Consider the following 23,374-nt stretch of genomic DNA (forward strand, 5'->3'; position numbering starts at 1 on the left):
GTTACCGTACCTTCAGCGTTGCCAGGCCAATCAGCACCAGCATCAGCGAAATAATCCAAAAACGCACAATCACGCGCGGCTCTGGCCACCCTTTAAGTTCATAGTGATGGTGAATCGGTGCCATGCGGAAGATACGCTGCCCGCGTAGCTTGAATGAACCGACCTGAAGGATCACCGACAGGGTTTCAACCACGAACACCCCGCCCATAATCAACAGCAAGAATTCCTGACGCATCAGGACGGCAATAGTGCCCAACGCGCCACCGAGCGCCAGTGAGCCGACATCGCCCATAAACACCTGCGCCGGATAGGTGTTAAACCACAGGAAACCCAGGCCCGCACCGACGATCGCCGTACAGACGATCACCAGTTCACTGGCGTGGCGGATATAAGGGATATGCAGGTAACCGGCGAAATTCATGTTGCCCGTCGCCCACGCCACCAGCGCAAAACCAGCGGCGACAAACACGGTCGGCATAATCGCCAAACCATCCAGTCCGTCAGTGAGGTTGACCGCGTTACTGGTGCCGACGATGACAAAGTAGGTCAGCAAAATGTAGAGCAGACCCAATTGCGGCATCACATCTTTAAAGAACGGCACCACCAGTTGCGTGGCCGGTGTGCCTTTGCCGATGGCATACAGGGCAAACGCCACCGCCAGCGCAATCAGCGATTGCCAGAAATATTTCCAGCGCGCGATCAACCCTTTGGTGTCTTTGCGTACCACTTTGCGGTAATCATCGACAAAGCCGACGATACCGTAGCCCAGCAGCACCAACAGCACGCACCACACATAGGGGTTGGACAAGTTGGACCATAGCAGCACCGAAACGATGATCGCTGCCAGAATCATGACACCGCCCATGGTTGGCGTACCACGTTTGCTGAAATGAGATTCAGGCCCTTCATTGCGCACCACTTGCCCGATCTGCAATTTTTGCAACCAGGCGATCAGATGCGGTCCCATCCACAAGGAGATCACTAACGCGGTCAGCAGGCTGACAATGGCGCGAAACGTCAAATACGAGAAGACGTTAAAGCCGGAATAAAACTTGACCAGATGTTCGGCCAGCCACACTAACATGCTGCATTCTCCTGTAATGCGTGTACCACATGCTCCATCGCAGAACTCCGGGAGCCTTTAACCAAAATGCTGATCGTGCCATGCGCCGACAGCAACGTCTGCAAACGCGCTATCAATGCGGCCCGATCGGAAAAATGTTCACCACGTTCACTGGTGAGGCTGATGGCCTGACTCAAGGTACCAATGCTCAACACCGTATCAATGCCTGTGTCACGTGCCACTTCGCCCACCTTCTGATGACACGCCTCGGCATCCTCACCAAGTTCACCCATGTCGCCCACCACCAGTACGCGGTAGCCCGGCATCTCTGCCAGCGTGTGCACCGCGGCATTCATCGACCCCACATTGGCGTTGTAGCTGTCGTCCAGCAGCAGTTTGTTTGCCGCCAGCATGATGGGGAACAAGCGCCCCGGCACAGCCTTAAGCTGCGCCAGCCCGTCTTTCACCTGCTGCAACCCTGCGCCTACGGACATCGCCAGTGCGGCAGCCGCCAGCGCGTTTGCCACGTTATGTCGACCCGGCAGCGGCACGTTGACCTCCAGCGAGCCAAACGGCGTATGGAGTTCAAACAGGGTGCCTCCACCTTCATTGCGAATATAGCTGGCGTAGTAGTCTGTGTTTTCACATTGCTGCGGTGAAAATTGCCATACTGTTTTATCGCGCAGCACGTCGTGCCAACGCGTCAGGTCATTACTGTCGGCGTTGATGACCGCAATACCCTTGGTAGGCAAGCCGTTGAAGATCTCCCCTTTGGCTCGCGCGACACCGTCTAACGATCCAAACCCTTCCAGATGTGCGGCTGCCAGGTTATTTACCAGCGCGCTATCCGGACGCACCATATTGGTGGCATAGGCAATCTCACCAATATGGTTAGCCCCCAATTCAATCACCGCAAAGCGGTGATCAAGTGTCAGGCGCAACAGCGTTAACGGCACGCCAATGTCGTTATTGAAATTGCCGTCGGTGTAAAGCACGTCGCCACACTGGCACAAAATCTCGGCCGTCATCTCTTTGACGGAGGTTTTACCGGAAGAACCGGTCAATGCCACCACGCGCGCAGAAGATTGGCGACGCATCCAGGCACCCAGTTCGCCCAACGCCAAACGGGTATCCCCCACCAGCAATTGCGGCACGTCGATAGGTAAGTGCTTACTGACCAACAGAGCCGCCGCACCGCCGCGTACTGCCTGATGGGCATAATCATGAGCATCAAATTTTTCACCGCGCAGGGCAATAAACAGGCAGCGCGGCGTCAATTTTCGGGTATCGGTGCACACAGTATCCACCGCCACATCCTCGCCGAGGAGTGTGGCATTTAACGCCGTGGCCAGTTGCTGCAACGTAACGCGAATCATGCGATAACCCCCAGCAGACGCGCGGCAGTCACGCGATCGGAATAATCGAGACGCAGATTGTCCACCAGTTGATAATCTTCATGGCCTTTACCTGCAATCAACACAATATCGTCCACGTTGGCCTGCATAATGGCGCTGGTCAATGCTTCGGCGCGACCGTGTACCGCCAGTGCCCGCCCGGCATCCACCAGACCGGCAAGAATATCTTTCACGATAGTCTGTGGCTCTTCGCTCCTGGGGTTATCGTCCGTCACCACAACGCGATCGGCCAGTTGTTCCGCGATGGCTCCCATAAGTGGGCGCTTACCTTTGTCACGATCGCCGCCGCAACCGAATACGCACCACAGCTGACCGGAGCAATGCGGACGCGCCGCCGCCAGCGCTTTCTCCAGCGCATCCGGCGTGTGGGCGTAGTCCACAATCACAGTCGGTTTACCCGGCGCTTTAAACACTTCCATGCGACCGCAAACCGGCTGCAATTGTGCGCCGGTTTCCAGTAATCTATCCAGTGGATAGCCAAGGGAAAGTAACGTTGCCAGCGCCATTAGCAGATTACTGACGTTAAATTCACCCATAAGGCGACTTTCTATACGACCGTTGCCCCATTTAGAGTCAAACGCAATTGAAGCGCCTTCGTCGTGATAATCGACGGCGGTGGCTTTCAGCCAGCGGCCACGGCAACCTGGCACCAGATTATTGTGCAGCGTCACCGCCACAGCATCCGGCAACTGCGCCAGCCAGCGCCGCCCAACCTCATCGTCAGCGTTGATGATCGCCTGACCCACTTTATGTTCTGAGAACAGAGACCACTTGGCAGCCTCATAGCTTTCCATATCACCGTGGTAATTCAGATGGTCACGGCTCAGGTTGGTGAAAACTGCCGCCGCAAACGGCAACGCTGCAACGCGGTGTTGCACCAAGCCGTGCGAGGAAACTTCCATCGCAGCAAAAGTCGCGCCTTGTTCAACCAACTGATTCAGAACGTGCTGTATATCGACGGCCGAGCCCGTGGTGTTCGCTGTGGGATTGACGTGCCCTAACAGACCATTACCCACGGTACCCATTACGGCGCTGGTATCGCCCAGCAGTTGGCTCCATTGGGCCAGCAACTGTGTGGTTGTGGTTTTGCCGTTGGTGCCGGTCACACCGACCAGCCGTAATTTTTCCGCAGGATGCTGATAAAAACGCCCCGCCAACGCCGACAGACGTTGGTTCAAATTACTCAGATACACAACCGGAACGCCGTGCATTTCACGTACCGTGCCATCAGCAGCTTCACCGTCTGCCTCTGCGATCACGGCAGCCACCCCTTGAGCAATGGCCTGAGGAATATAGCGACGCCCATCCACGCTGTGGCCAACTACGGCCACAAACAGATCGCCCGCCGCTGCAACACGGCTGTCCAGCGTCATTTCCCGCAGTTGGCGCGGTGGGACATCTTGCACCCACGGTGCCAGTAAATCGCACAGATTACGATCTGCCACCTGAAACCTCTTTATGGTTAATCACAAAATCATTTTTATCGCCGACGGGCAGCGCATCCGGCTCAACGTTCATGGTGCGCAATACGCTGCCCATGATGGCGCCGAACACCGGCGCAGAAACCGCACCACCATAGTAGTTACCCGCCTTAGGATCGTTAATCACCACCACCAGCGCAAAGCGCGGGTTGCTGGCAGGCGCGACGCCTGCGGTGTAGGCAATGTATTTGTTGATGTATTTGCCGTCCGGTCCCACTTTTTTTGCCGTACCGGTTTTAATGGCAACACGGTATCCCTTGATCGCAGCCTTGGTTCCGCCGCCACCGGGCAGAGCAACGCTTTCCATCATATGCACCACTGTGCGCACGATAGGCTCGGCGAAAATGCGTTCCCCCGACACTGGTGGATCGACTTTGGTAATGGAGAGCGGACGATAGATACCATAGCTACCGATAGTGGCGTAAACACGCGCCAGTTGCAGCGGCGTCACCATCAATCCATAGCCGAAAGAAAAGGTGGCCCTCTCTATGTCAGACCACCGTTGTTTTTGAGGGTATAAGCCACTGCTTTCTCCGACCAACCCCAAATTGGTCGCTTTTCCCAAACCAAAACGCGAGTAAGTGTCTACCAGCGCTGAGGAGGGCATCGCTAACGCCAGCCGTGAAACACCGACGTTACTCGACTTCTGTAGTATCCCGGTCAGGGTCAGTTCCGCGTAGCGGGCGACGTCTTTGATCTCATGACCGTTGATGTAATAGGGCAATGTATTGAGCAGGCTGTTTTCTTTGACAACATTACGTTGCAGCGCCGTCATCACCACCATCGGTTTTACCGTCGAACCCGGTTCAAAAATGTCGGTGATAGCGCGGTTACGCATGACATCGGAGGGAGTGCCCGCCAGATTGTTCGGATTGTAGGAAGGGCTGTTAGCCATCGCCAGCACTTCACCGGTATTAACATCCACCAGCACGGCGGTGCCAGATTCCGCATTATTGAAGGCCACGGCGTTGTTCAGCTGGCGATAAACCAACGCTTGCAGGCGCTCGTCAATACTCAACATCAGGTTGTGTGCAGCCTGACTGTCAACGGAAGAGATATCTTCAATCACGCGACCAAAGCGGTCTTTGCGCACCGTGCGCTCACCGGGTTGCCCGGTCAGCCAACGATCGAAACTTTTCTCAACGCCCTCAATGCCCTGCCCATCAATATTGGTGAAACCAATCAGGTGAGACGTGACCTGACCGGCAGGATAGTAACGGCGAGACTCCTGGCGCAGATAAATGCCCGGCAGCTTGAGTTTGTGAACATATTCACCGATAGCGGGATTCACCTGACGCGCCAGATAGACAAAGCGCCCTTTCGGGTTAGCGTTGATTTTCGCCGCCATCTGATCGAGCGGCAAATCCAGCGCATCAGAAAGCGCTTTCCAGCGGGTGTCGAGCGACACGCCGCCGTGTTCATTCAACTCTTTGGGATCGGCCCAGATGGCGTTAACAGGCACGCTGACCGCCAACGGACGCCCGGCGCGATCACTGATCATGCCGCGCGCGGTGGGAACCTCCTGCACGCGCAGGGAGCGCATATCCCCTTCACGTACTAGTTGATCTGGGTTGATCACCTGCAAATAGGCGGTGCGTAACATCAGCCCCACCATTGCCAACAGTATGCCTGTACAGAGCAACGCAAAACGCCAGCTTACAAAGCTGGCCTTATCTTCCTGTCGTTTCAACTTTCCTGTGCGCGCTGCTTTCATGCCAAATGAGTACCTATGCTCTCATGCTCAACCAGACTCACTGTTTGACTACGATATTTTCCTGCGCTGGGTCCACGTGCCCCATATTCAGCTTTTCCGTTGCGATACGCTCCACCCGGCTGTGATCGCCCAAGGCGTTCTCTTCCAGAATCAGGTTGCGCCATTCGATATCCAACGCATCACGCTCCAATAACAACTGCTCGCGCTGTGCGGTCAGCAAGCGCGTCTTGTGCGCGGTCGTCACCACCAGCACCGCAGAAACCAACGCACCAATCAGCAGCAGCAGTGGCAATTTGCCATGACGAAGAATGTCCTGACCGATAATGCCCGCCAGGCTGTGCCGCTCATTGCTTATCATTCCGCTAGCCGTTCCGCGATACGTAACACAGAGCTACGCGCTCTCGGGTTTTCTGCCACTTCGGCTTCCGGCGGCATCATCTTGCCTACCGTTTTCAGCGTTTGACCGCCTTGCGCACGCAGTTGTGCTTCAGTAAGCGGTATCCCGGCCGGCACCTGTGGCCCACGACTGTGATGACGCATAAAACGCTTCACAATACGATCTTCCAGCGAATGAAAACTGATGATCGACAAGCGGCCCTGCGGTGCGAGTGCCGTCAGCGCGCCGTTCAGCGCCTGCTCGATCTCATCCAACTTACTGTTGATATAGATACGGATTGCCTGAAAACTGCGGGTTGCGGGGTGTTTATGCCGCTCTTTGATCGGGCTCGCCGCCGCAATCAGCGCCGCCAACTCGCCTGTACGCGTCATCGGTTCTGTGCTGTTACGTTCCACAATGGCGCGCTCAATGCGCTTGGCAAACCGCTCTTCGCCAAAGGTTTTCAGCACCCAGGCAATGTCATCGACTTCTGCCGTTTGCAACCATTGCGCCGCTGACTGCCCGCGCGTCGGGTCCATACGCATATCCAACGGGCCATCGCGCATAAAGGAAAAACCGCGTTCAGGATCGTCCAGTTGCGGCGAAGAGACGCCCAAATCGAGCAACACGCCGTCAATACGCCCGGTTAACCCCAGGGTCTCCACGTAACTTGCCAGCGCGGAAAAAGGTCCGTGAACAATAAAAAAACGTGAATCTTGAATCGCCTCGGCCGCCGCTATAGCTTGAGGATCGCGATCGATAGCAACAAGGCGTCCTTCCGGTCCGAGACGAGAAAGGATCAGCCGCGAATGGCCACCACGGCCAAACGTGCCATCGATGTATGTGCCGTCAGCGCGGATATTGAGGCCATTAACCGCTTCATCCAACAGCACAGTGGTGTGTTTATAATTTTCCGGCATGTATTTCTTTCAGCATGACTACAGTGATAAATCCTGCAATCTCTCGGACAACGGGGCGTCAGAGGATTGCTCAGCGTCAATATCGTCCTTGACCTGTTGATACCAGGCCTGCTCATCCCACAGTTCAAACTTGTTGAACTGGCCGACCAGTATCACTTCTTTCGTCAGGCTCGCATGTTGTCGTAGCGTACTGGCAATCAGCAGACGCCCGGCATTGTCCATCTGACACTCACTGGCATGACCCAACAGCAACCGCTGCACGCGGCGCTCTGCGGGATTCATGCTCGACAGACGTGACAATTTTTGTTCAATGATTTCCCACTCAGGCAGGGGGTAAAGCAGCAGACAGGGCTGATGGAGGTCAATGGTGCAAACCATCTGACCTTGCGATGTCTCTGACAGCGTTTCCCGATAACGGGTAGGAACGGCGAGCCGACCTTTACTGTCGAGGTTAATCAGCGTAGCCCCACGAAACATGCTCGAGTTACCCCTTCATGACCCTTTTCACCACTTTATCCCACAAATTCCCACATTGATGAGTTTACGGAGGGTATGAAAACCTTGTCAAGCCAGAGCGGGCGCGCTTTGGAATTATTTCTGCCTCAAGACGAACATGAATGGCATAAAATGGAATAACAGACGGAAATTAAGGGAGATTAACGCCATGAAAATTTGAGGAAAAATTATTTCTGGATAAACAATCAGAAAGAAAGAGTAATAATTTCTCATTTTTACTTAAATTTACCATTAATCATAAAACGCTTGTGAAACCGTCGCCGTATTCTTCCTCCATCACCCGCTCCCGGCGCTTGCCCGCAGCACGCTTCAGACCGATATCTGTCACATTTTTACCCAATAATACCGTTCATCTCATTCCACGCTTACAACAATGTCTGGGCGCTATTCTATTTTCTTTTTGGCAATGATGCTGCCAATTTTTCTTTATTTAAGGTTACGAAAAACAATTGAGGCTTTTTACCGTTAACCACTAAGTTCGTCGGTTAATTATTATATTATAAGAGTATTCCTAAAACCCACGTGTTCCGCGCTGTTATTTGGGTTGATAGGGGACTTTTTGCCCACCGAAAAATAGTTGCCAAACGAAAAAAAACAACCAATTTTTTATAAACATAATTTTTTCTGCCGCGCTTAATAAACCGCTATGCCACCTTTCTTCTATAAAGTAGCGCCCATAAGAAAAAAGCATGAAAAAATAAAAATTTATCTCTACTTACAACTTCAACATCCAGTGAAGTACACTACGCGCATAAAATACACCAACATAATTAACTACATTTCACCCAATTAACTGCATACCCTAAATAATTCGAGTTGCAGGAAGGCGGCAAGCGAACGAATCCCCAGGAGCTTACTCAGGTAAGTGAGTGGGGTGAGTGAACGAAGCCAACGCACCTGCAACGTGAAGTATGACGGGTATATAACGGAGTCTCTCTGCATGTTCTCCCCTGAATCCCGATTACGTAGTGCAGTAGCAGATACTGTCTCTATGGTAATCTACTGTTTTATAACGGGTATGCTGATTGAGATCTTGCTGTCTGGCATGAGCTTCCAGCAGTCGCTCTCTTCGCGACTGGTGTCTATCCCCGTTAATATTGTTATTGCCTGGCCCTACGGCCTGTACCGCGATCGTATCCTGCGTCTGTCTCAGCGCTTCATGACGCACGGTACCTGGGTAAAAAATCTGGCAGACCTGTTTGCCTACGTCAGCTTTCAATCACCGGTGTATGTTGCCATCCTGTGGTTTATTGGTGCCAACCCACAGCAGATCGTCGCAGCAGTAACCAGCAATGTATTGATATATATGGTAATTGGTGTCGCCTACGGATATTTTCTCGATTACTGTCGCCGTCTGTTTCGCGTCGCCGTACCGGGCTGAATGTCAGGCCGAGACCGCAACTACCGCCAAATACAGGCGACAAAAAAGCCATCCTGATACCGGATGGCTTTTTATTAGGAATAATCCCAAACTAACGGCGACTGAGTGAACCGCGCCGATAGAGACTGCGCCGAATGCTCGTCAAACCAGGCTTGGGCTTCTTAGGTTCATCGAGACTTGCCAGCACCAACTCCAGCACCAACTCCAGCACCCGCTCAGCCACTTCGCAATGGCGTTGCGCCACGGAGAGCACCGGGCACTCGAGGAAATCGAGCAGTTCGTTGTCACCAAACGTGGCAATCGCCAAATTGTTCGGCAGCCGTCCGCTCTGCTTCAGAGTAATATCCATCACCCCTTGCAACAGCGGAAACGAGGTGGTGAATAGCGCCTGCGCCTGAACCCTGGTGAGCGCAGTGCATCCACCAGCAACCGTAATTTTGAAGGCCGTCAGGGACGTGCGGGCCGTACCCACCTGGTCAGCCCGGCGATGGCTGCCGCCGCCGCCGTGACAGGGCATTTCGCGGATATCCGCGAATTACCTTCGTCCGCGAATTAATAAAGAGACCCCTGATGGCTAAATTTACCCAACATACCGGGCTGGTCGTGCCGCTGGATGCCGCCAACGTGGACACCGATGCGATCAGCAGTTTTTGCAGAAGGTGACGCGTACCGGTTTCGGCCAACACCTGTTTCACGACTGGCGTTTTCTGGATGACGCGGGGCAGCAGCCCAACCCGGAGTTTGTGCTGAATAAACCACGTTATAAAGGTGCCACCATCCTGCTGGCGCGCGAAAACTTCGGCTGTGGCTCCTCCCGTGAGCATGCCCCCTGGGCGCTGACCGACTACGGTTTTCACGTGGTGATCGCCCCAAGCTTTGCGGATATTTTCTACGGTAACGCGTTTAACAACCAGTTGCTGCCGGTAAAACTGAGTGATACCGATATCGACGATCTGTTCAAACTGGTCGACGGTACACAAGGCATTACCTTTACGGTGGATCTGGAAGCGCAGACGGTCGATGCTGGCGGGAAAAAATACCCGTTTGAGATCGACAGTTTCCGCCGTCACTGCATGCTCAACGGGCTGGACAGCATCGGCTTGACGTTACAACACGAAGAGGCGATAGCTCGCTACGAACAGCAGCAACCGGCCTTTTTGCGTTAACCCACAAGGCACCGCTCTGCGGTGCCTTCTATTTTACAGCCCCATACCTTCGCCAAAAGCCTCTCTCAGCGCATCGACAAAACAGCGAATTTTGACAGTTTGCCGCCGTGCCGCAGGCACCAGCACATGCATCGGACGGGCAGGCCCTTCATAGTCCGGCACAACCTGAACCAAACGTCCGGCGTCAATCTCTTTGCCCAACACATCGGCGGGGCCCAAGGTAACGCCATAACCTTCGATTGCCGCATACAGCAGCGCTTTCCAGTCATTGGCACGAAACCGTCCGGTTGGTCTGATCTCTTCGCTCTGCCCATCACGCTGGAACAACCAGCGGCACGGCACAGTGGGCGTCCATTCGCCGTATACCAGACAAGCGTGATGCGCCAAATCGCTGGGTTTTTCAGGGAAACCCTAGCGCGCCACATAAGTGGGTGATGCGCAGACAATCAGCCCATAGGGCCTTAACGGCCAGGCGATCATCGAACTGTCGGCCAGTTCACCGATGCGCACGATCACTTCAAAACCGTCCTCAATCGGATCGACCATGCGATCGTTAAGCGTCAGTTCGATCTGCGTATACGGATAACGATCAAGATAGCGGGTAATAAAGGGCGCAAGCGCATAAGCGCCAAAGGTGACGGGCGCATTAACCCGAATGGTTCCTGACGGCGTAGCTTTCATCTCAAGCGCAATCGCTTCTGCCGCATCGACTTCCGCCAACACTATCTTGCAGCGTTCGTAATAGCTGCGGCCGATATCGGTCAAACTTTGACGCCGCGTGGTGCGGTTGAGCAGTCGAGCGCCCAGACGTGCCTCTAACCAGGCCACATGCTTAGCCACCCCTTGCGGGGAAAGGCGCACCGCTTCTGCCACTGCGGCAAAAGAGCCCAGTTCAGCAGCTTTAACAAAGATGTGCATGCTGGTCAACCTGTCCATCATTCACCCCAATTGGTTGTTTATTTATGCTCCATTTGTGATTTTATCTTATTTTCGTGGTGAATTACGCTCCCTGTTGATGAATGGCGCAACAGGAGATCAGCATGAAAATAGGTATTATTGGCGCAGGCTTTGTCGGGCGAACGATTGCCACGCTCGCGATTAACATCGGTCATCAGGTGATGCTCAGTAGCTCACGCGGCCCACAAACGCTGTTCAGCTTCCGCTCGATGGTAGGCTGTCAGGCTGGAACGGTAGAAGAGGCCATTCAGTTTGGTGATGTGGTGGTGATAGCCGTTCCGCTGACGGCAATCGATCGATTGCCTGCCGCGCTGCTGGCGGGCAAGCAGGTGCTCGATGCGGTCAATTATTACCCGGAGCGTGATGGTCAGGTTGATGTGCTCGACAGTGCACAAACCACCACTAGCGAACTACTGGCACGCCATTTACCCGGAGCCCTCATCACCAAGGCGTTCAATGCCATTCAGATGACTCAATTGGAAAGCGATAGTTTACCGGCGGGCAGTCCCAACCGTCGCGTATTGCCACTGGCGGGGGACAATGCGCAAGGCAAGCAGATTGCCCGTGAATTGTACGAAACTTTCGGTTTTGATGCGGTCGACGTTGGCGCACTCGCCGAAGGGTGGCGCTTTGAACGGGGTACGCCTGCCTACTGCGTGCGCATGACCAAAGAGGCGTTGCTGGCGGCACTGGAAGGCGTACAATGCAACTGACGGGCAATAAAAATGCCAGCGGCGCAGGCCGCTGGCTGGTGAAAATCACCATTACTCAGAAGTTTCTTTACTACCAGAACAGCACTAGAGCCAGTGCCTGTACTCTTCTTCCGACATCGCATCGGTATGCCATTGCGTCACTTGCTGTAACAACGCCAGTTTTTGCTGAGCGCTGATCCTCCTCAGCCAGCAGCCAGGGCAGTGCAAGAAGTAGTGCTGGTAAAATTGATTGAGCCGTGAAATCGCCATTAGCCACCTCCGTGCTTTCCTTGTTGCGCAGTATCGCCGTAATATAGGGAAAGATAAATTGATGACTTTGGTTCGTGGAGTTCCTCTTTTATGTCGTCGACACGTTTGCAACAGCAGTTTGTCCGCCTCTGGCAGCGCTTTCAGGGGCAGGATACCGACACCACGCTCGAAGAGCTGGCCGGGGTATTACTCTGCTCGCGCCGTCATATCCGTTCACTGCTCGGGGCCATGCAAAAAGAGGGATGGCTGCTGTGGCAGGCGGAAGCAGGACGCGGAAAACGCTACCGTCTCAGTTTTATCTATACCGGCTTAACGCTGCAACAACAGCGCGCAGAAGACCTGCTGGAGCAGGATCGCGTCGAACAATTGATCCAGTTGATTGGTGATAAAGAGACGGTACGCCAGATGCTGCTTTCCCACCTGGGCCGTCGTTTTCGCCAGGGGAAACTCTGCTGCGCGTGCTCTATTATCGACCGCTGCGCAACCTTCTGCCCGGCTCTGCACTGCGACGCTCTGAGATGCATATCGTTAGGCAGATCTTCAGCGGGTTAACCAAGATAAATGAGGAAAACGGGGAAATCGCACCGGACCTCGCGCACCACTGGCAGCAAATTACGCCACAGCGCTGGCATTTTTATTTACGCCCTGCGATCCGCTTCCACGATGGACGCGAGCTGGTGATGAAGGATGTTATCGCCTCGGTAATGCGGTTGACGTCGCAGGCATTATTCTCACACATCACACGCGTGACCTCCCCCATTCCCTTTGTGATTGATGTGGAACTGAGCGAACCCGATGGTTGGCTCCCCTGGCTGCTCGGCAGCGCGCATGCCATGATCCTGCCCCACGACTGGCAGACTCAGGCCGATTTTGCGCGCCACCCTGTCGGCACCGGCCCCTATGCGGTGGAGAAAAACAGCGACAGTCAGCTGAAAATAAAAGCCTTTGATGACTATTTCGGCTACCGGGCGCTGATCGATGAGGTCAATATCTGGGTGTTGCCAGACGCCTCTGAAGAGCTGCCAGTATCCATTCAGGTACAAAGCGACACCACCACGCGCGACGAGCTGGAAAGCCGCATGGAGGAAGGATGCTATTTCCTGCTGTTTGATACCCGTTCCGCGCAGAGCGCGAACAGCGAGGTGCGCCGCTGGATTAGCCAGATCTTCCACCCTATCACGCTGCTCAGCCAAACGACGAGCACCCACCGACATAGCTGGTCGCCAGCGTACAGCTTACTGCCTCGTTGGCATCACCAGCGTTTTGATAATCAACCACTGAAACCTGCTGGCCTGACTGATATCACCCTGACGTTTTATCAGGAGCATCCCGAGTACCGCATCATTGGCGAGATCATGCATGACCTGCTGGCACAACAGGGCGTGACACTGCGCATACAGAAAGTCGACTACGAGCAATGGTATCTGGGAAAAGCGGAAAGCGATATCTGGCTGAGCAGTGTCAACTGCTACCCACCGCTGGAGTTTTCGCTGTTCGCCCTGCTCTATGAATTGCCGCTGCTGCGTCACTGCCTGAGCGATTCGTTGCAACAAGACGCACAGCGCTGGCGCGCTCAAACGCTCTCTATCGCCGACTTCAGCCAGCGCCTGATTGAAAGCGGTGAGATCCACCCGCTGTTTCACCACTGGTTACAGTTGCATGCGCGGCGTGCGCATGAACATGTTGGGCTGGTTCGACTTTAAATCCGCCTGGTTTGTGCCGCCGGAGCACGACACCGACTTTCCCTGATGCTACAAACCCTTTACAATAATGACGTTCTCAACGGGGTGCAGGCCGTTTGTTGACGATATCGCATTGTCAACGCACGGTATTTATACTGAGAAAATACCCGTCGAACCTGATCCGGTTAATACCGGCGAAGGGATTTGAGAGTGCATTCGCCTGACTCAAAGTCCTTTGCCACCCTAATTTACCCAGGAGTGCAAAGTGTTACAGTCGCTATTATCCCGTTTATTGCTTCCCGTGCTCGGCCTCTCCGCCCTGCTGCTCGGCTCTGCTGCCGCTAATACCAAGCCCGCATTGACCGTTTACACCTACGATTCCTTCGCGTCTGAATGGGGCCCCGGCCCGGCGATTAAAAAAGCCTTCGAAAAAGAGTGCGAATGCGAATTGAATTTCGTCGCGCTGGAAGATGGCGTTGCCCTGTTGAACCGCTTGCGCATGGAAGGCAAAAATAGCAAAGCGGATATCGTCCTGGGGCTGGATAACAACCTGCTCAAAGCGACAGCGGATACCGGGCTGTTTACTGCCCACCACGTGAAAACCGACGTGTTGACGCTGCCCGGCGGCTGGTATAATGCCACGTTCCTGCCTTACGATTACGGCTACTTCGCGTTCGTCTACAACAAAGACACGCTGAAAAATCCACCGACCAGTCTTGATGCCTTGATCAACAGCGATCAACCGCTGAAGGTAATTTATAAAGACCCGCGCACCAGTACGCCGGGGCTGGGCCTGCTGTTGTGGATGCAAAAGGTGTATGGCGATAAAGGGCCTGACGCCTGGCAAAAACTGGCGCTTAAAACCGTTACCGTCACCAAAGGGTAGAGTGAGGCTTACGGTCTGTTCCTTAAAGGAGAAGTGGATCTGGTGCTAAGCTACACCACCTCTCCGGCCTATCACATTATCGAAGAGAAAAAGACTAACTACGCAGCGGCGCTATTCAGCGAAAGCCACTATATGCAAGTTGAAGTTGCCGGGCAGTTGACCGCCAGCAAGCAGCCGGGACTCGCTAACCGCTTTATGCAGTTTATCCTCAGCCCGACATTCCAAAGCCTGATCCCAACCACCAACTGGATGTATCCGGTCACTGGCGTGGCACTGCCGGAAGGTTTCCAATCGCTGGCGCGCCCGGAAAAAGCGCTGTCGTTTAGCGCACAAGAGGTGGCGGACCTGCGCGGGCAGTGGATTCAGGCATGGCAACGCGCTGTCAGCCGCTGATCCCACACTGGCTCTGGCCTGGGCTGTTTACCGCGGCATTGCTGGCAGGCGTTGCCCTGCTCGCGTTTGGCGCTCTCTGGCATCAGGCTCCCGATACCCCATGGCAGACACTATGGGGTGACAGCTATGTGTGGTACGTAGTGCGCTTTACCTTTTGGCAAGCATTGCTTTCGGCGCTACTCTCTACGCTGCCCGCCATTGTACTGGCACGTGCCCTCTACCGCCGCCATTTCCCTGGCAGAACCTGGCTGCTGCGCCTGTGTGCCATGACGCTGGTGTTACCGGTGTTGGTGGCGGTATTTGGCATACTGCGCGTCTACGGGCGGCAGGGCTGGCTGGCACAAGGCTTAAGCGCACTCGGCATCGACTACACCTTTTCCCCCTATGGTCTGCAAGGGATTCTGTTGGCCCACGTGTTCTTCAATCTGCCGCTGGCGACACGCCAGCTGTTGCAAGCCCTGGAGTCCATCTCCACGGAGCAGCGTCAGTTAGCGGCCCAGTTGGGCATGAATGCCTGGCAAACCTTTCGTCTCATTGAATGGCCGTGGTTACGGCGTCAAATCCTGCCCAGTGCGGCACTGATTTTCATGCTCTGCTTCGCCAGTTTTGCCACCGTACTCTCACTCGGTGGAGGCCCGCGCGCCACCACGATCGAACTGGCTATCTATCAGGCATTGAGCTTTGATTACGATCCTGCGCGCGCGGCAGGATTAGCACTGACCCAGATGGTCTGCTGTCTGGGGTTGGTGCTACTGAGCCAACGACTAGGATCGTGGTTTGCCGTGGGCAATACCCAGCAATTGCGCTAGCGCAACCCACAGGATTCGCTGGCTGGACGGTTGGGCGATACCGTGATTATCGTTGCCGCGCTGTTATTGCTGCTGCCACCGTTGCTGGCCGTGGCGCTGGACGGTCTCAGTCCGGCGATTCTGACGGTGCTCAAACAGCCCGCACTGTAGCAAGCACTGTGGACATCCCTGCGTATCGCGCTCGGCGCAAGTGTGCTTTACGTCATACTGACTCTGATGCTGCTGTGGAGCAGCCGTGAGCTGAAACTGCGTCAGCAGCGGCTGGCCGGACAGTTGATGGATATCAGCGGCCTGCTGATTCTGGCGATGCCAGGCATTGTGTTGGCGACGGGCTTCTTTCTTGTGCTCAACAATACCGTTGGGCTACCGACATCACCCTATGGGATGGTGGTCGCCACTAACGCGCTGATGGCCATTCCCTACGCGCTCAAGGTGGTGGAGAACCCGATGCTCGACATCGCTCAGCGCTATAATCTGCTGTGTCAGTCTCTGGATATTCGCGGCTGGCACCGTCTTCGTCTGATTGAGCTGCGCGCGTTGCAACAACCGATCGCACAGGCAATGGCATTTGCCTGCGTACTCTCGGTTGGGGATTTCGGTATTATCGCCCTGTTTGGCAATGAGCAGTTCTGCACGTTGCCCTTCTATCTTTACCAACAAATTGGCGCTTATCGCAGCGCAGACGGTGCGGTAACCTCACTGCTGCTGATGCTGCTCTGTTTCGCGTTGTTTACCGTGATGGAGACATTGACCCTGTGGCAAAAACGGGCGGACCGACATGCTGTCGTTGAATAAACTGACTTATCTCTATCAACAGTCCCCCATGCAGTTCGATGTCAACATCGCTGCGGGAGAGCGCGTTGCCCTGTTGGGTCCAAGCGGTGCGGGTAAAAGCACGCTGCTCAGCCTGATTGCCGGTTTTTTATTACCGAACAGCGGCGAACTGTGGCTCAATGGCGACGATCATCGCTTTATGCCGCCCGCCGAGCGTCCGGTGTCAATTCTGTTTCAGGAAAACAACCTGTTCCCGCACCTGACGCTGGAGCAAAATATTGCGCTTGGCCTGCACCCTGGTTTGCGTCTCACGTCAATGCAGCGTCAGGCATTGCACGCCATTGCAGAACACGTGGGCTTAAGCAGCCTGATGCAACGCCTGCCCGCACAGGTGTCTGGCGGTCAACGCCAGCGCGCCGCATTGGCCCGCTGCCTGCTGCGCCAACGCCCTATCCTGCTGCTGGATGAACCGTTCTCCGCGCTCGATCCGGCGCTGCGTCAGGATATGCTCACGCTGGTTGATAGGGTGTGTGCAGAGCAGCAGCTTACGCTGCTGATGGTCACTCACAATCTGGATGACGCGTTGCGTATTGCTCCACGCAGTCTGCTTTTGGTCGACGGGAACATCGCCTACGATGGCCCTACGACGTCGCTGTGTGACAGCAGCAGCGAGGCAGCGCGGATACTGGGGATCAGCACAGCGCGTGACTGATCGTCTACATCGCGTGGCGACTCAACAAAGGATATTTTGTGAGCTGAATAAAATTTTCACTTTTTATTCCTTGTGGGTATTGCGCCTATTGCAACGCCCGTGCTTATATAAAAAGGCTAATTAACTGACTGATTGACAGGATCCCCGTGAGACACTCCGCTGCTATGACTTCTGCACTACTACACACCGCGCATGTTGACGCGGTCGTCGTCGGCGACGCGCCGTAACGGGTTCCGAATCACAGCACGATTCCCAAACCCCGCTGGCGTAAGCCAAGCGGGGTTTCTTGTTTTTACCTCCCCCGCTCCGAAAACGCACCGGCCCAGATGAAGGATATTACTATGCGTTATACCGGAGCACAGTTGATCTTCCGGCTGTTGGAACAGCAGGGCATCACCACGGTAGCGGGCATTCCCGGCGGGGCGGCACTGCCGCTGTACGATGTGCTGGGGCAGAGCAAAATCATTCGCCATATTCTCGCCCGCCATTAGCAAGGGGTAGTATTTATCGCGCAGGGCATGGCACGCGCCAGTGGCAAAGCCGCCGTTTGTCTGGCCTCCAGCGGCCCGGTGGCCACTAACCTGCTTACCGCGATTGCCGATGCGAAACTCGATTCCATCCCTCTGGTGTGCATTACCGGTCAGGTCTCCTCGACCATGATCGGCACCGATGCCTTTCAGGAAGTGGATACCTATGGCATTTCCATCCCCGTCACCAAGCATAACTATCTGGTGCGGGACATCAACGAACTGCCGCGCGTGATTTCAGATGCGTTTCGCATCGCGCAATCAGGGCGCCCGGGCCCGGTATGGATCGATATTCCGAAAGATGTTCAAACCGCTACGATAGAATTGTCTGAACTGCCAGCCATTGCTGAACCCGATCTCACCCCCGCCATCGATACACAAGCCATCGCACAGGCCGCCGCGATGATCAATGCGGCCGAGCGCCCAATCCTCTATCTGGGCGGTGGCATCATCAGCGCCGATGCCCACAAACAGGCGATTGAACTCACCGAGCGCGCCAGCCTGCCGACCACCATGACGCTGATGGCACTCGGTGCCATGCCGACCGATCACCCGCTGTCACTCGGCATGTTAGGCATGCACGCTGCCCGTTCCACTAACCTGATTTTGCAGCAGTCAGACTTGCTTATCGTACTGGGTGCGCGCTTTGACGATCGCGCTATCGGTAAAGCTGAGCAATTCTGCCCGGATGCCAGCATCATCCATATCCATATCCATATCCATATCCATATCCATATCCATATCGATGCGGCGGAACTGGGAAAAATTCGTCAGGCGCACGTTGGGCTTCATGCCGATGTGGGTGAAGCGCTGACACAGTTGTTGCCGTTGATTGAACCGCAAAAACGAGAGAAATGGCATCAGGCAGTATCAGAATTACAGCACACCTATCCATTCCGCATGGCGGGCGCTGACGACCCGCTGAGCCACTATGGGTTGGTACAAGCAACCGCGCTGGCGCTGACGGACGATGCCATCATCGCCACCGATGTGGGTCAGCATCAGATGTGGGTAGCACAGAGCTATCCGCTGCGTCGGCCGCGCCAGTGGTTAACCTCCGGCGGCCTCGGCACTATGAGATTTGGCTTGCCCGCTGCAATGGGTGCCGCACTGGCAGAACCCGACAAAATTGTGGTGTGCTTTTCCGGCGATGGCAGCATCATGATGAACATTCAAGAGATGGCGACGGCGGCCGAAGAGGGGCTTAACGTTAAGATCATCCTGATGAACAATCAGGCATTAGGGCTGGTACACCAGCAGCAAGACTTGTTCTATGGGCAGCGCATCTTCGCCGCTGACTACCGCTATCAAACCGATTTTATCAGCATCGCTCGCGGCTTTGGCTTCGCGGCCTATGACCTGAATCACGCAGACGATCTGGCCGCCATGCTGGCAGACGCCCTGCACACGCCGGGCCCGGCTCTGATTCATGCGGCCATCGATGCCAACGAAAAAGTATACCCGATGGTGCCGCCGGGCGGGGCCAACACCGATATGATTGGAGACTGACACCATGCAAAATCAATCAACTTCGTCTCACGTAACGCTAGAACTGGCGGTACGCAACCACCCAGGCGTCATGTCTCATGTGTGTGGACTGTTCGCCCGTCGCGCTTATAACGTGGAAGGCATTCTGTGTATGCCGCTAGCCGGAGGCAAAGAGAGCCGCAGATGATAAGTCAGGTAGAAAAGCTGGAAGATGTGCTACAGGTGCGCCGCCACGGTGCCGACATGCGCATTTTTGATCAGGTGGCTGAGTTTTATCGCTAACGTTCTGCTCGTTACCGCGATTAGCAGGATGCACTGAGTCATCCTGCTAGCGAGCACATAGCGATTAATTACAGAGATCGCGGCCTTCCATCATTATATCGACGGTAGACATTTGATAACCCGCCACTTGCGGATCGGGCTTGGTAACGGCTTTATTATTCAAAATGGGTGACTTACCCAGTTTACGTCCTGAATCAGCCAGTGCATTTGCCATACCATTAAGCGCATAAACCTTGCCATCTTTACTGTTTTTCAGCACCACGATGCCGGTCGAACAGATGAGTTCCCCTTTCTCAAAGGTGAACGGCCATTTATCCCCGTAGCTTTTCGCCGTAATCGTTTTGCTTTTATCCCCAGCGGCATAAGCCCCTGCGCTTATCAACAGTACCAGCGCCGTAATCACGATCTTTTTCATTGTTTTTCCATCCATTGGTTATGATATTAACGTGAACAACGGCAATCCAGTGGACTGCCGCTGCCTTCACGCGGGGACGATAGTAAAACAACGTTTCAAACAGGTCTAGTTTCGAGACTCATCAACGCGATGCATTATCCCCGCAACACCACTTTCCCTAGCAGATGGCTGTACACCGGCATCATCGGGTGTTGAAGTAACATCACTACTCCCACGACGGCAACCGCCGTGGTCAACGGCGCCAGCCAGCATAAATGCACCACGGTCAACCACGCCAAGCTTTTACGGCTTTTGGTTTGCTTTCGGCTGTTCTACCAGCGCCAGCTTAGCCATCCGGCAAGCCACACCAGTATTGCCACCCCCAGCAGCAACCAACGGAATGACTAGCTGTTGCCACCGGACGGAATGTCATACGCGACGCCCGCCAGAATACCCGGCAGAAAATAGACCGGTGGCCAGACAACGCAGCCAATGATATTCGGCAGCGCAAAGCGCGCGGGGGGAAGCGCCAGCATCCCTGCCACCATCGGGATCAACGGTCGGGTTGGGCCAACGAAACGTCCGATGATGATCGTGGGCATCGGGTGTTGGTGCAAGGCGTGTTCCGTGCGACACAGCAAGGTCTGGTGTCTGTTTAAAAACGACCAGTTGTGCAGCGGGGCTTTGAATTTCCAACCGATGAAATAGGATATCCAGTCTCCCAGCAGGCAGCCCACCAATCCGGCCCCCCACGCTGCGTAGAGGCTCAGTTGCCCGCTACCGATGAGCGTGCCCAACGTCGCCATCATCACCGTGCCGGGTAGCAACAGCCCCACCAGCGCCAGAGATTCCAAAAAAGCCACCAACATCACCGCAATCAGCGAATAGGTGACAGATTGGGTCACAAAATGATCCAGCCACGCTTCCATAAAGTCCTACCGGGTTATCAACGGCACCTTTGGTTTACTAAACAGTATGTTCAATAAACAGGACGTTGGATAAAAGGGAGAGCATTGTCAGGATCATAGCAGACGGCGTCAATGTCGGGTTTTTCTATACAGATAATCATGAGTAAAAAGGCACTCGCGCGGGATCATCCCCCGAGATACATCCGTTTCACCTCAGGGTTGGCGAGAATATCCGCCGCCGCATCGTGCAGCACGATATTGCCATTCAGCCGTGCAATGCCCACGGCCACATTGGCAGGCACACCGCCGAGGCATTGCAACAAACGGCCCTGACCTTCAGGGAGTAAATCCACCACACTGCATCGCCCAGCATCCATACTTTTGCCGTCATGATTGTCTCCTAATAAACCGCAAGCTAAACATTAATTAAAACGATTTATCTATGCAATAGTCATAAAGAGCAACGCGATCAAGGCCGACTGGAAAATTGTGATTTAAATCACAATAAAAGCAGGGAGTATTCATGAATTATTATAATAATGCGAGGTTGAACGTAATAACGTATTTCAATACAAGTATGTGTTTGTATATATTATTTTTATCCTTTGGCATGTTCAAAAATTGTTACGTTTGTTACTGATAAATGACGCACTTGCGCCATTTTTTCCCTGTTGAGAATAACTCGATTAATACAATCCTTATTATTTCCTATCTGACAGATTTTAATGAAAAAAAACCGCTTCAGGGGAACATGATCAAAATGCGTTAACCGTAAAACAGAGCAGCAATAATACAGCCATTTGATAAAATATGAAGGTATACATAATAGTCAACAACCCTTATCATGAATAACCTTTTCGTCAGGCTCTTTGTCACTGTTTATGTCTTCTAGCGTATTTCATCATGTCGGATTACGCCGTTTAATCCTGCTATTGGCGGTAATGAGCGCCCTGATTACGCTTGCGAATAGCTTTTATGCTACCTATCGCGTGCAGCGCGATTTGTTGATTACCAATACGCTGGAATCAAACCGGGTTTACGCCAGCAAACTGGCCGCCGAAACACAGACTTTTTTTGAGAATGCGCAACAGCAGTTGGCTTACAGCGCCACCATCCTAGCAGAAGACTTTAACGATACGGTTAATCTGGTACAAGAAGCCGATCGGCTACGTTTGCAAACTCACAGTTTTAATTCCGTGCTGGTGGCAGATGCCAAAAGCGTAGTGCGCGCCACGTCGCCGGATACTTTCCAACTTATCGGGCAGAAGCTTACCACCGAGGGCGCACTGGCTGCGCTTAAAGAGCGCGTGCCGCTGATCAGCCAGCCCTATATCTCGGCGGCAGAAAATCTGATTGTCTTGATATCCAGCCCCATTTTCGATCGGTCCGGGCGCTATCTGGGGTTTGTCGGTGGTTCTATCTACCTGAAAAAAAACAGCATCCCGAATACCCTGCTCGGGCAACACTACAACCGTGATGGCTCCTATATTTATGTGACTGACAGCCAGTGGCGCATGCTCTATCACAAAGACAACGGGCGTATCGGGCAAACGGAAACCAATAACCTGGTGGTCCCTCATCAAGGCCCGACGAACGGCAGCCAACAAATGGTGAACTACGTCGGCGAGAAGATGCTGGCAGGCTTTGCCATCGTTCCCGCCACGGGTTGGGAAGCTGTCGCCCTGCGGCCAACGTTAGAAACACTGAAGCCACTTGAGGGGCTGATGTTCAACGTCCTGCGCCACACCCTACCATTGGCACTGCTGACCATTTTGTGCGTTTGGTTGCTGGCTCGTCTGATTGCCCAGCAGCTGTGGCTGCTGGCGCGCAGCGCCAATAAGATGGATGCCAACGATATTTCCGATGATATCGACAAGATTCCATCCTGGTATTTTGAGGCCACACAACTCAAACAGGCCATGCTGATTGGGATCAACCTGTTACAGCAAAAGATTGGCAAACTGCGTTTCGAAGCGCAAACCGATCCCATGACCGGCCTGTACAACCGCCGTGGGCTGGACACTATTCTGAAGTATTGGCATACACTGCACCGGGATTTCGCCATTATCGCGCTGGATATCGACCATTTTAAACGGGTTAACGACACCTTCGGTCATGATACCGGAGATGCGGTCATCAAATTTATCGCGGAACAGTTAAGAGACGGTTCTCGCGACAGCGATATTTTGTGTCGCAGCGGCGGCGAGGAATTTTTAGTGCTGCTCCCGGAAACGTCGCAGGACATTGCCAAGCAGATCGCCGAGCGGCTGCGCACCAGCACGGAGGCCATGGCATCGCCTGCGGGTCATATCAACATTTCACTGGGCGTTTCCCTGTGGCGCGCGGACAAAAACGGCGATTTTACCATCGAGCAGGCATTGAAGTTGGCCGATAAAGCGCTCTACCGTGCCAAGCAAGAAAGCCGTAATCGCGTTGTACTGGCTCCAGGTGCTTGAAGATTGCGAGTGTGAAGATAACGCTAGACTATAACTGTGTATATAAGAGTCTTCCCCGATCATGGTGGGAGACTCATAACCCCATGTTTAACCTGCCGTAATGGAACATCAC

General features: G+C 54.1%; 13 protein-coding genes, 11 pseudogenes and 1 riboswitch. Of the genes and pseudogenes, 11 read left to right on the top strand and 13 right to left on the bottom strand.

Annotation, left to right across the window (positions count from 1 at the left end; genetic code table 11):
- Position 1: 1 nt before the first annotated feature.
- From mraY to mraZ, 7 genes are read right to left on the bottom strand one after another with little or no spacing between them, the layout of a single operon-like run.
- On the bottom strand, positions 2–1,084 hold the full coding sequence (mraY, locus tag CS369_RS15900; protein ID WP_196907867.1) for a phospho-N-acetylmuramoyl-pentapeptide-transferase: 1,083 nt from the start codon (positions 1,082–1,084) through the stop codon (positions 2–4).
- Positions 1,078–2,439, bottom strand: coding sequence for a UDP-N-acetylmuramoyl-tripeptide--D-alanyl-D-alanine ligase (gene murF, locus CS369_RS15905; protein ID WP_196907868.1), 1,362 nt, complete (start codon positions 2,437–2,439; stop codon positions 1,078–1,080). The genes mraY and murF overlap by 7 nt, the downstream gene beginning before the upstream one ends.
- Positions 2,436–3,923: a UDP-N-acetylmuramoyl-L-alanyl-D-glutamate--2,6-diaminopimelate ligase gene (murE, locus tag CS369_RS15910; RefSeq protein WP_196907869.1), complete on the bottom strand. Its 1,488-nt coding sequence runs from the start codon at positions 3,921–3,923 to the stop codon at positions 2,436–2,438. The genes murF and murE overlap by 4 nt, the downstream gene beginning before the upstream one ends.
- Positions 3,910–5,673 carry a peptidoglycan glycosyltransferase FtsI gene (locus tag CS369_RS15915; RefSeq protein WP_196907870.1) on the bottom strand — a complete coding sequence of 588 codons (1,764 nt, stop codon included), beginning with the start codon at positions 5,671–5,673 and terminating at the stop codon, positions 3,910–3,912. Before CS369_RS15915 ends, murE begins: the two co-directional genes overlap by 14 nt.
- A 37-nt stretch (positions 5,674–5,710) precedes the next feature.
- Complete coding sequence (gene ftsL, locus CS369_RS15920) at positions 5,711–6,031, bottom strand: cell division protein FtsL (RefSeq protein WP_196907871.1); 321 nt, start codon at positions 6,029–6,031, stop codon at positions 5,711–5,713.
- Positions 6,028–6,969, bottom strand: a complete 942-nt coding sequence (rsmH, locus tag CS369_RS15925; RefSeq protein WP_196907872.1) for a 16S rRNA (cytosine(1402)-N(4))-methyltransferase RsmH — start codon at positions 6,967–6,969, stop codon at positions 6,028–6,030. Before rsmH ends, ftsL begins: the two co-directional genes overlap by 4 nt.
- 18 nt (positions 6,970–6,987) lie before the next feature.
- Complete coding sequence (mraZ, locus tag CS369_RS15930; protein WP_196907873.1) at positions 6,988–7,446, bottom strand: division/cell wall cluster transcriptional repressor MraZ; 459 nt, start codon at positions 7,444–7,446, stop codon at positions 6,988–6,990.
- Between the two features lie 979 nt (positions 7,447–8,425).
- On the opposite strand from mraZ, the gene CS369_RS15935 reads away from it, so the two are divergent.
- Positions 8,426–8,866, top strand: coding sequence for an L-alanine exporter AlaE (locus CS369_RS15935; RefSeq protein ID WP_196907882.1), 441 nt, complete (start codon positions 8,426–8,428; stop codon positions 8,864–8,866).
- Positions 8,867–8,957: 91 nt separating this feature from the next.
- Here the strand turns inward: CS369_RS15935 and CS369_RS15940 are convergent.
- A pseudogene (locus CS369_RS15940) lies at positions 8,958–9,272 on the bottom strand (catabolite repressor/activator); the annotation flags it as partial.
- On the opposite strand from CS369_RS15940, the pseudogene CS369_RS15945 reads away from it, so the two are divergent.
- Positions 9,258–9,422: pseudogene (locus CS369_RS15945) on the top strand (aconitase family protein); the annotation flags it as partial. The pseudogenes CS369_RS15940 and CS369_RS15945 overlap by 15 nt on opposite strands.
- An 11-nt stretch (positions 9,423–9,433) precedes the next feature.
- Positions 9,434–10,032, top strand: a pseudogene (gene leuD, locus CS369_RS15950) (3-isopropylmalate dehydratase small subunit).
- A 33-nt stretch (positions 10,033–10,065) separates the two neighbouring features.
- Here the strand turns inward: leuD and CS369_RS15955 are convergent.
- A pseudogene (locus tag CS369_RS15955) lies at positions 10,066–10,968 on the bottom strand (LysR family transcriptional regulator).
- Positions 10,969–11,072: 104 nt separating this feature from the next.
- Here CS369_RS15955 and CS369_RS15960 point away from each other — a divergent pair.
- The gene (locus CS369_RS15960; protein ID WP_196907874.1) at positions 11,073–11,702 is read left to right on the top strand and encodes an NADPH-dependent F420 reductase; all 630 of its coding nucleotides are present in this window, start codon (positions 11,073–11,075) and stop codon (positions 11,700–11,702) included.
- Positions 11,703–11,786: 84 nt separating this feature from the next.
- Here CS369_RS15960 and sgrT read toward each other — a convergent pair whose 3' ends face one another.
- Positions 11,787–11,951, bottom strand: a complete 165-nt coding sequence (gene sgrT, locus CS369_RS15965) for a glucose uptake inhibitor SgrT (RefSeq protein WP_196907875.1) — start codon at positions 11,949–11,951, stop codon at positions 11,787–11,789.
- Between the two features lie 90 nt (positions 11,952–12,041).
- Between sgrT and sgrR the strand changes: the two are divergent.
- The 6 genes and pseudogenes from sgrR to CS369_RS15995 all read left to right on the top strand — a co-directional run bounded on the left by sgrR (position 12,042) and on the right by CS369_RS15995 (position 19,504).
- Positions 12,042–13,700 (top strand): annotated as a pseudogene (gene sgrR / locus CS369_RS15970) (HTH-type transcriptional regulator SgrR).
- Between the two features lie 24 nt (positions 13,701–13,724).
- A riboswitch (TPP riboswitch) is annotated at positions 13,725–13,854 on the top strand.
- A gap of 71 nt (positions 13,855–13,925) precedes the next feature.
- Positions 13,926–14,912 (top strand): annotated as a pseudogene (gene thiB / locus CS369_RS15975) (thiamine ABC transporter substrate binding subunit).
- Positions 14,888–16,516: pseudogene (gene thiP, locus CS369_RS15980) on the top strand (thiamine/thiamine pyrophosphate ABC transporter permease ThiP). The pseudogenes thiB and thiP overlap by 25 nt, the downstream one beginning before the upstream one ends.
- Complete coding sequence (gene thiQ, locus CS369_RS15985; RefSeq protein ID WP_196907876.1) at positions 16,500–17,207, top strand: thiamine ABC transporter ATP-binding protein ThiQ; 708 nt, start codon at positions 16,500–16,502, stop codon at positions 17,205–17,207. The pseudogene thiP and the gene thiQ overlap by 17 nt, the downstream one beginning before the upstream one ends.
- A 341-nt stretch (positions 17,208–17,548) precedes the next feature.
- Positions 17,549–19,243 (top strand): annotated as a pseudogene (gene ilvB / locus CS369_RS15990) (acetolactate synthase large subunit).
- Positions 19,244–19,247: 4 nt separating this feature from the next.
- Positions 19,248–19,504, top strand: a pseudogene (locus CS369_RS15995) (acetolactate synthase isozyme 1 small subunit).
- 64 nt (positions 19,505–19,568) lie between these two features.
- On the opposite strand, the gene CS369_RS16000 reads toward CS369_RS15995, so the two are convergent.
- The 3 genes and pseudogenes from CS369_RS16000 to CS369_RS16010 all read right to left on the bottom strand — a co-directional run.
- Positions 19,569–19,919, bottom strand: coding sequence for a DUF2511 domain-containing protein (locus CS369_RS16000; protein ID WP_196907877.1), 351 nt, complete (start codon positions 19,917–19,919; stop codon positions 19,569–19,571).
- 134 nt (positions 19,920–20,053) lie between these two features.
- A pseudogene (locus tag CS369_RS16005) lies at positions 20,054–20,827 on the bottom strand (DedA family protein).
- Positions 20,828–21,063: 236 nt separating this feature from the next.
- A pseudogene (locus tag CS369_RS16010) lies at positions 21,064–21,197 on the bottom strand (aminoimidazole riboside kinase); the annotation flags it as partial.
- 490 nt (positions 21,198–21,687) lie between these two features.
- On the opposite strand from CS369_RS16010, the gene CS369_RS16015 reads away from it, so the two are divergent.
- Positions 21,688–23,262: a sensor domain-containing diguanylate cyclase gene (locus CS369_RS16015; protein WP_196907878.1), complete on the top strand. Its 1,575-nt coding sequence runs from the start codon at positions 21,688–21,690 to the stop codon at positions 23,260–23,262.
- The last annotated feature ends 112 nt before the right edge of the window (positions 23,263–23,374 follow it).

Source organism: Candidatus Symbiopectobacterium sp. 'North America', from assembly GCF_015762685.1.
GTDB lineage: Bacteria > Pseudomonadota > Gammaproteobacteria > Enterobacterales > Enterobacteriaceae > Symbiopectobacterium.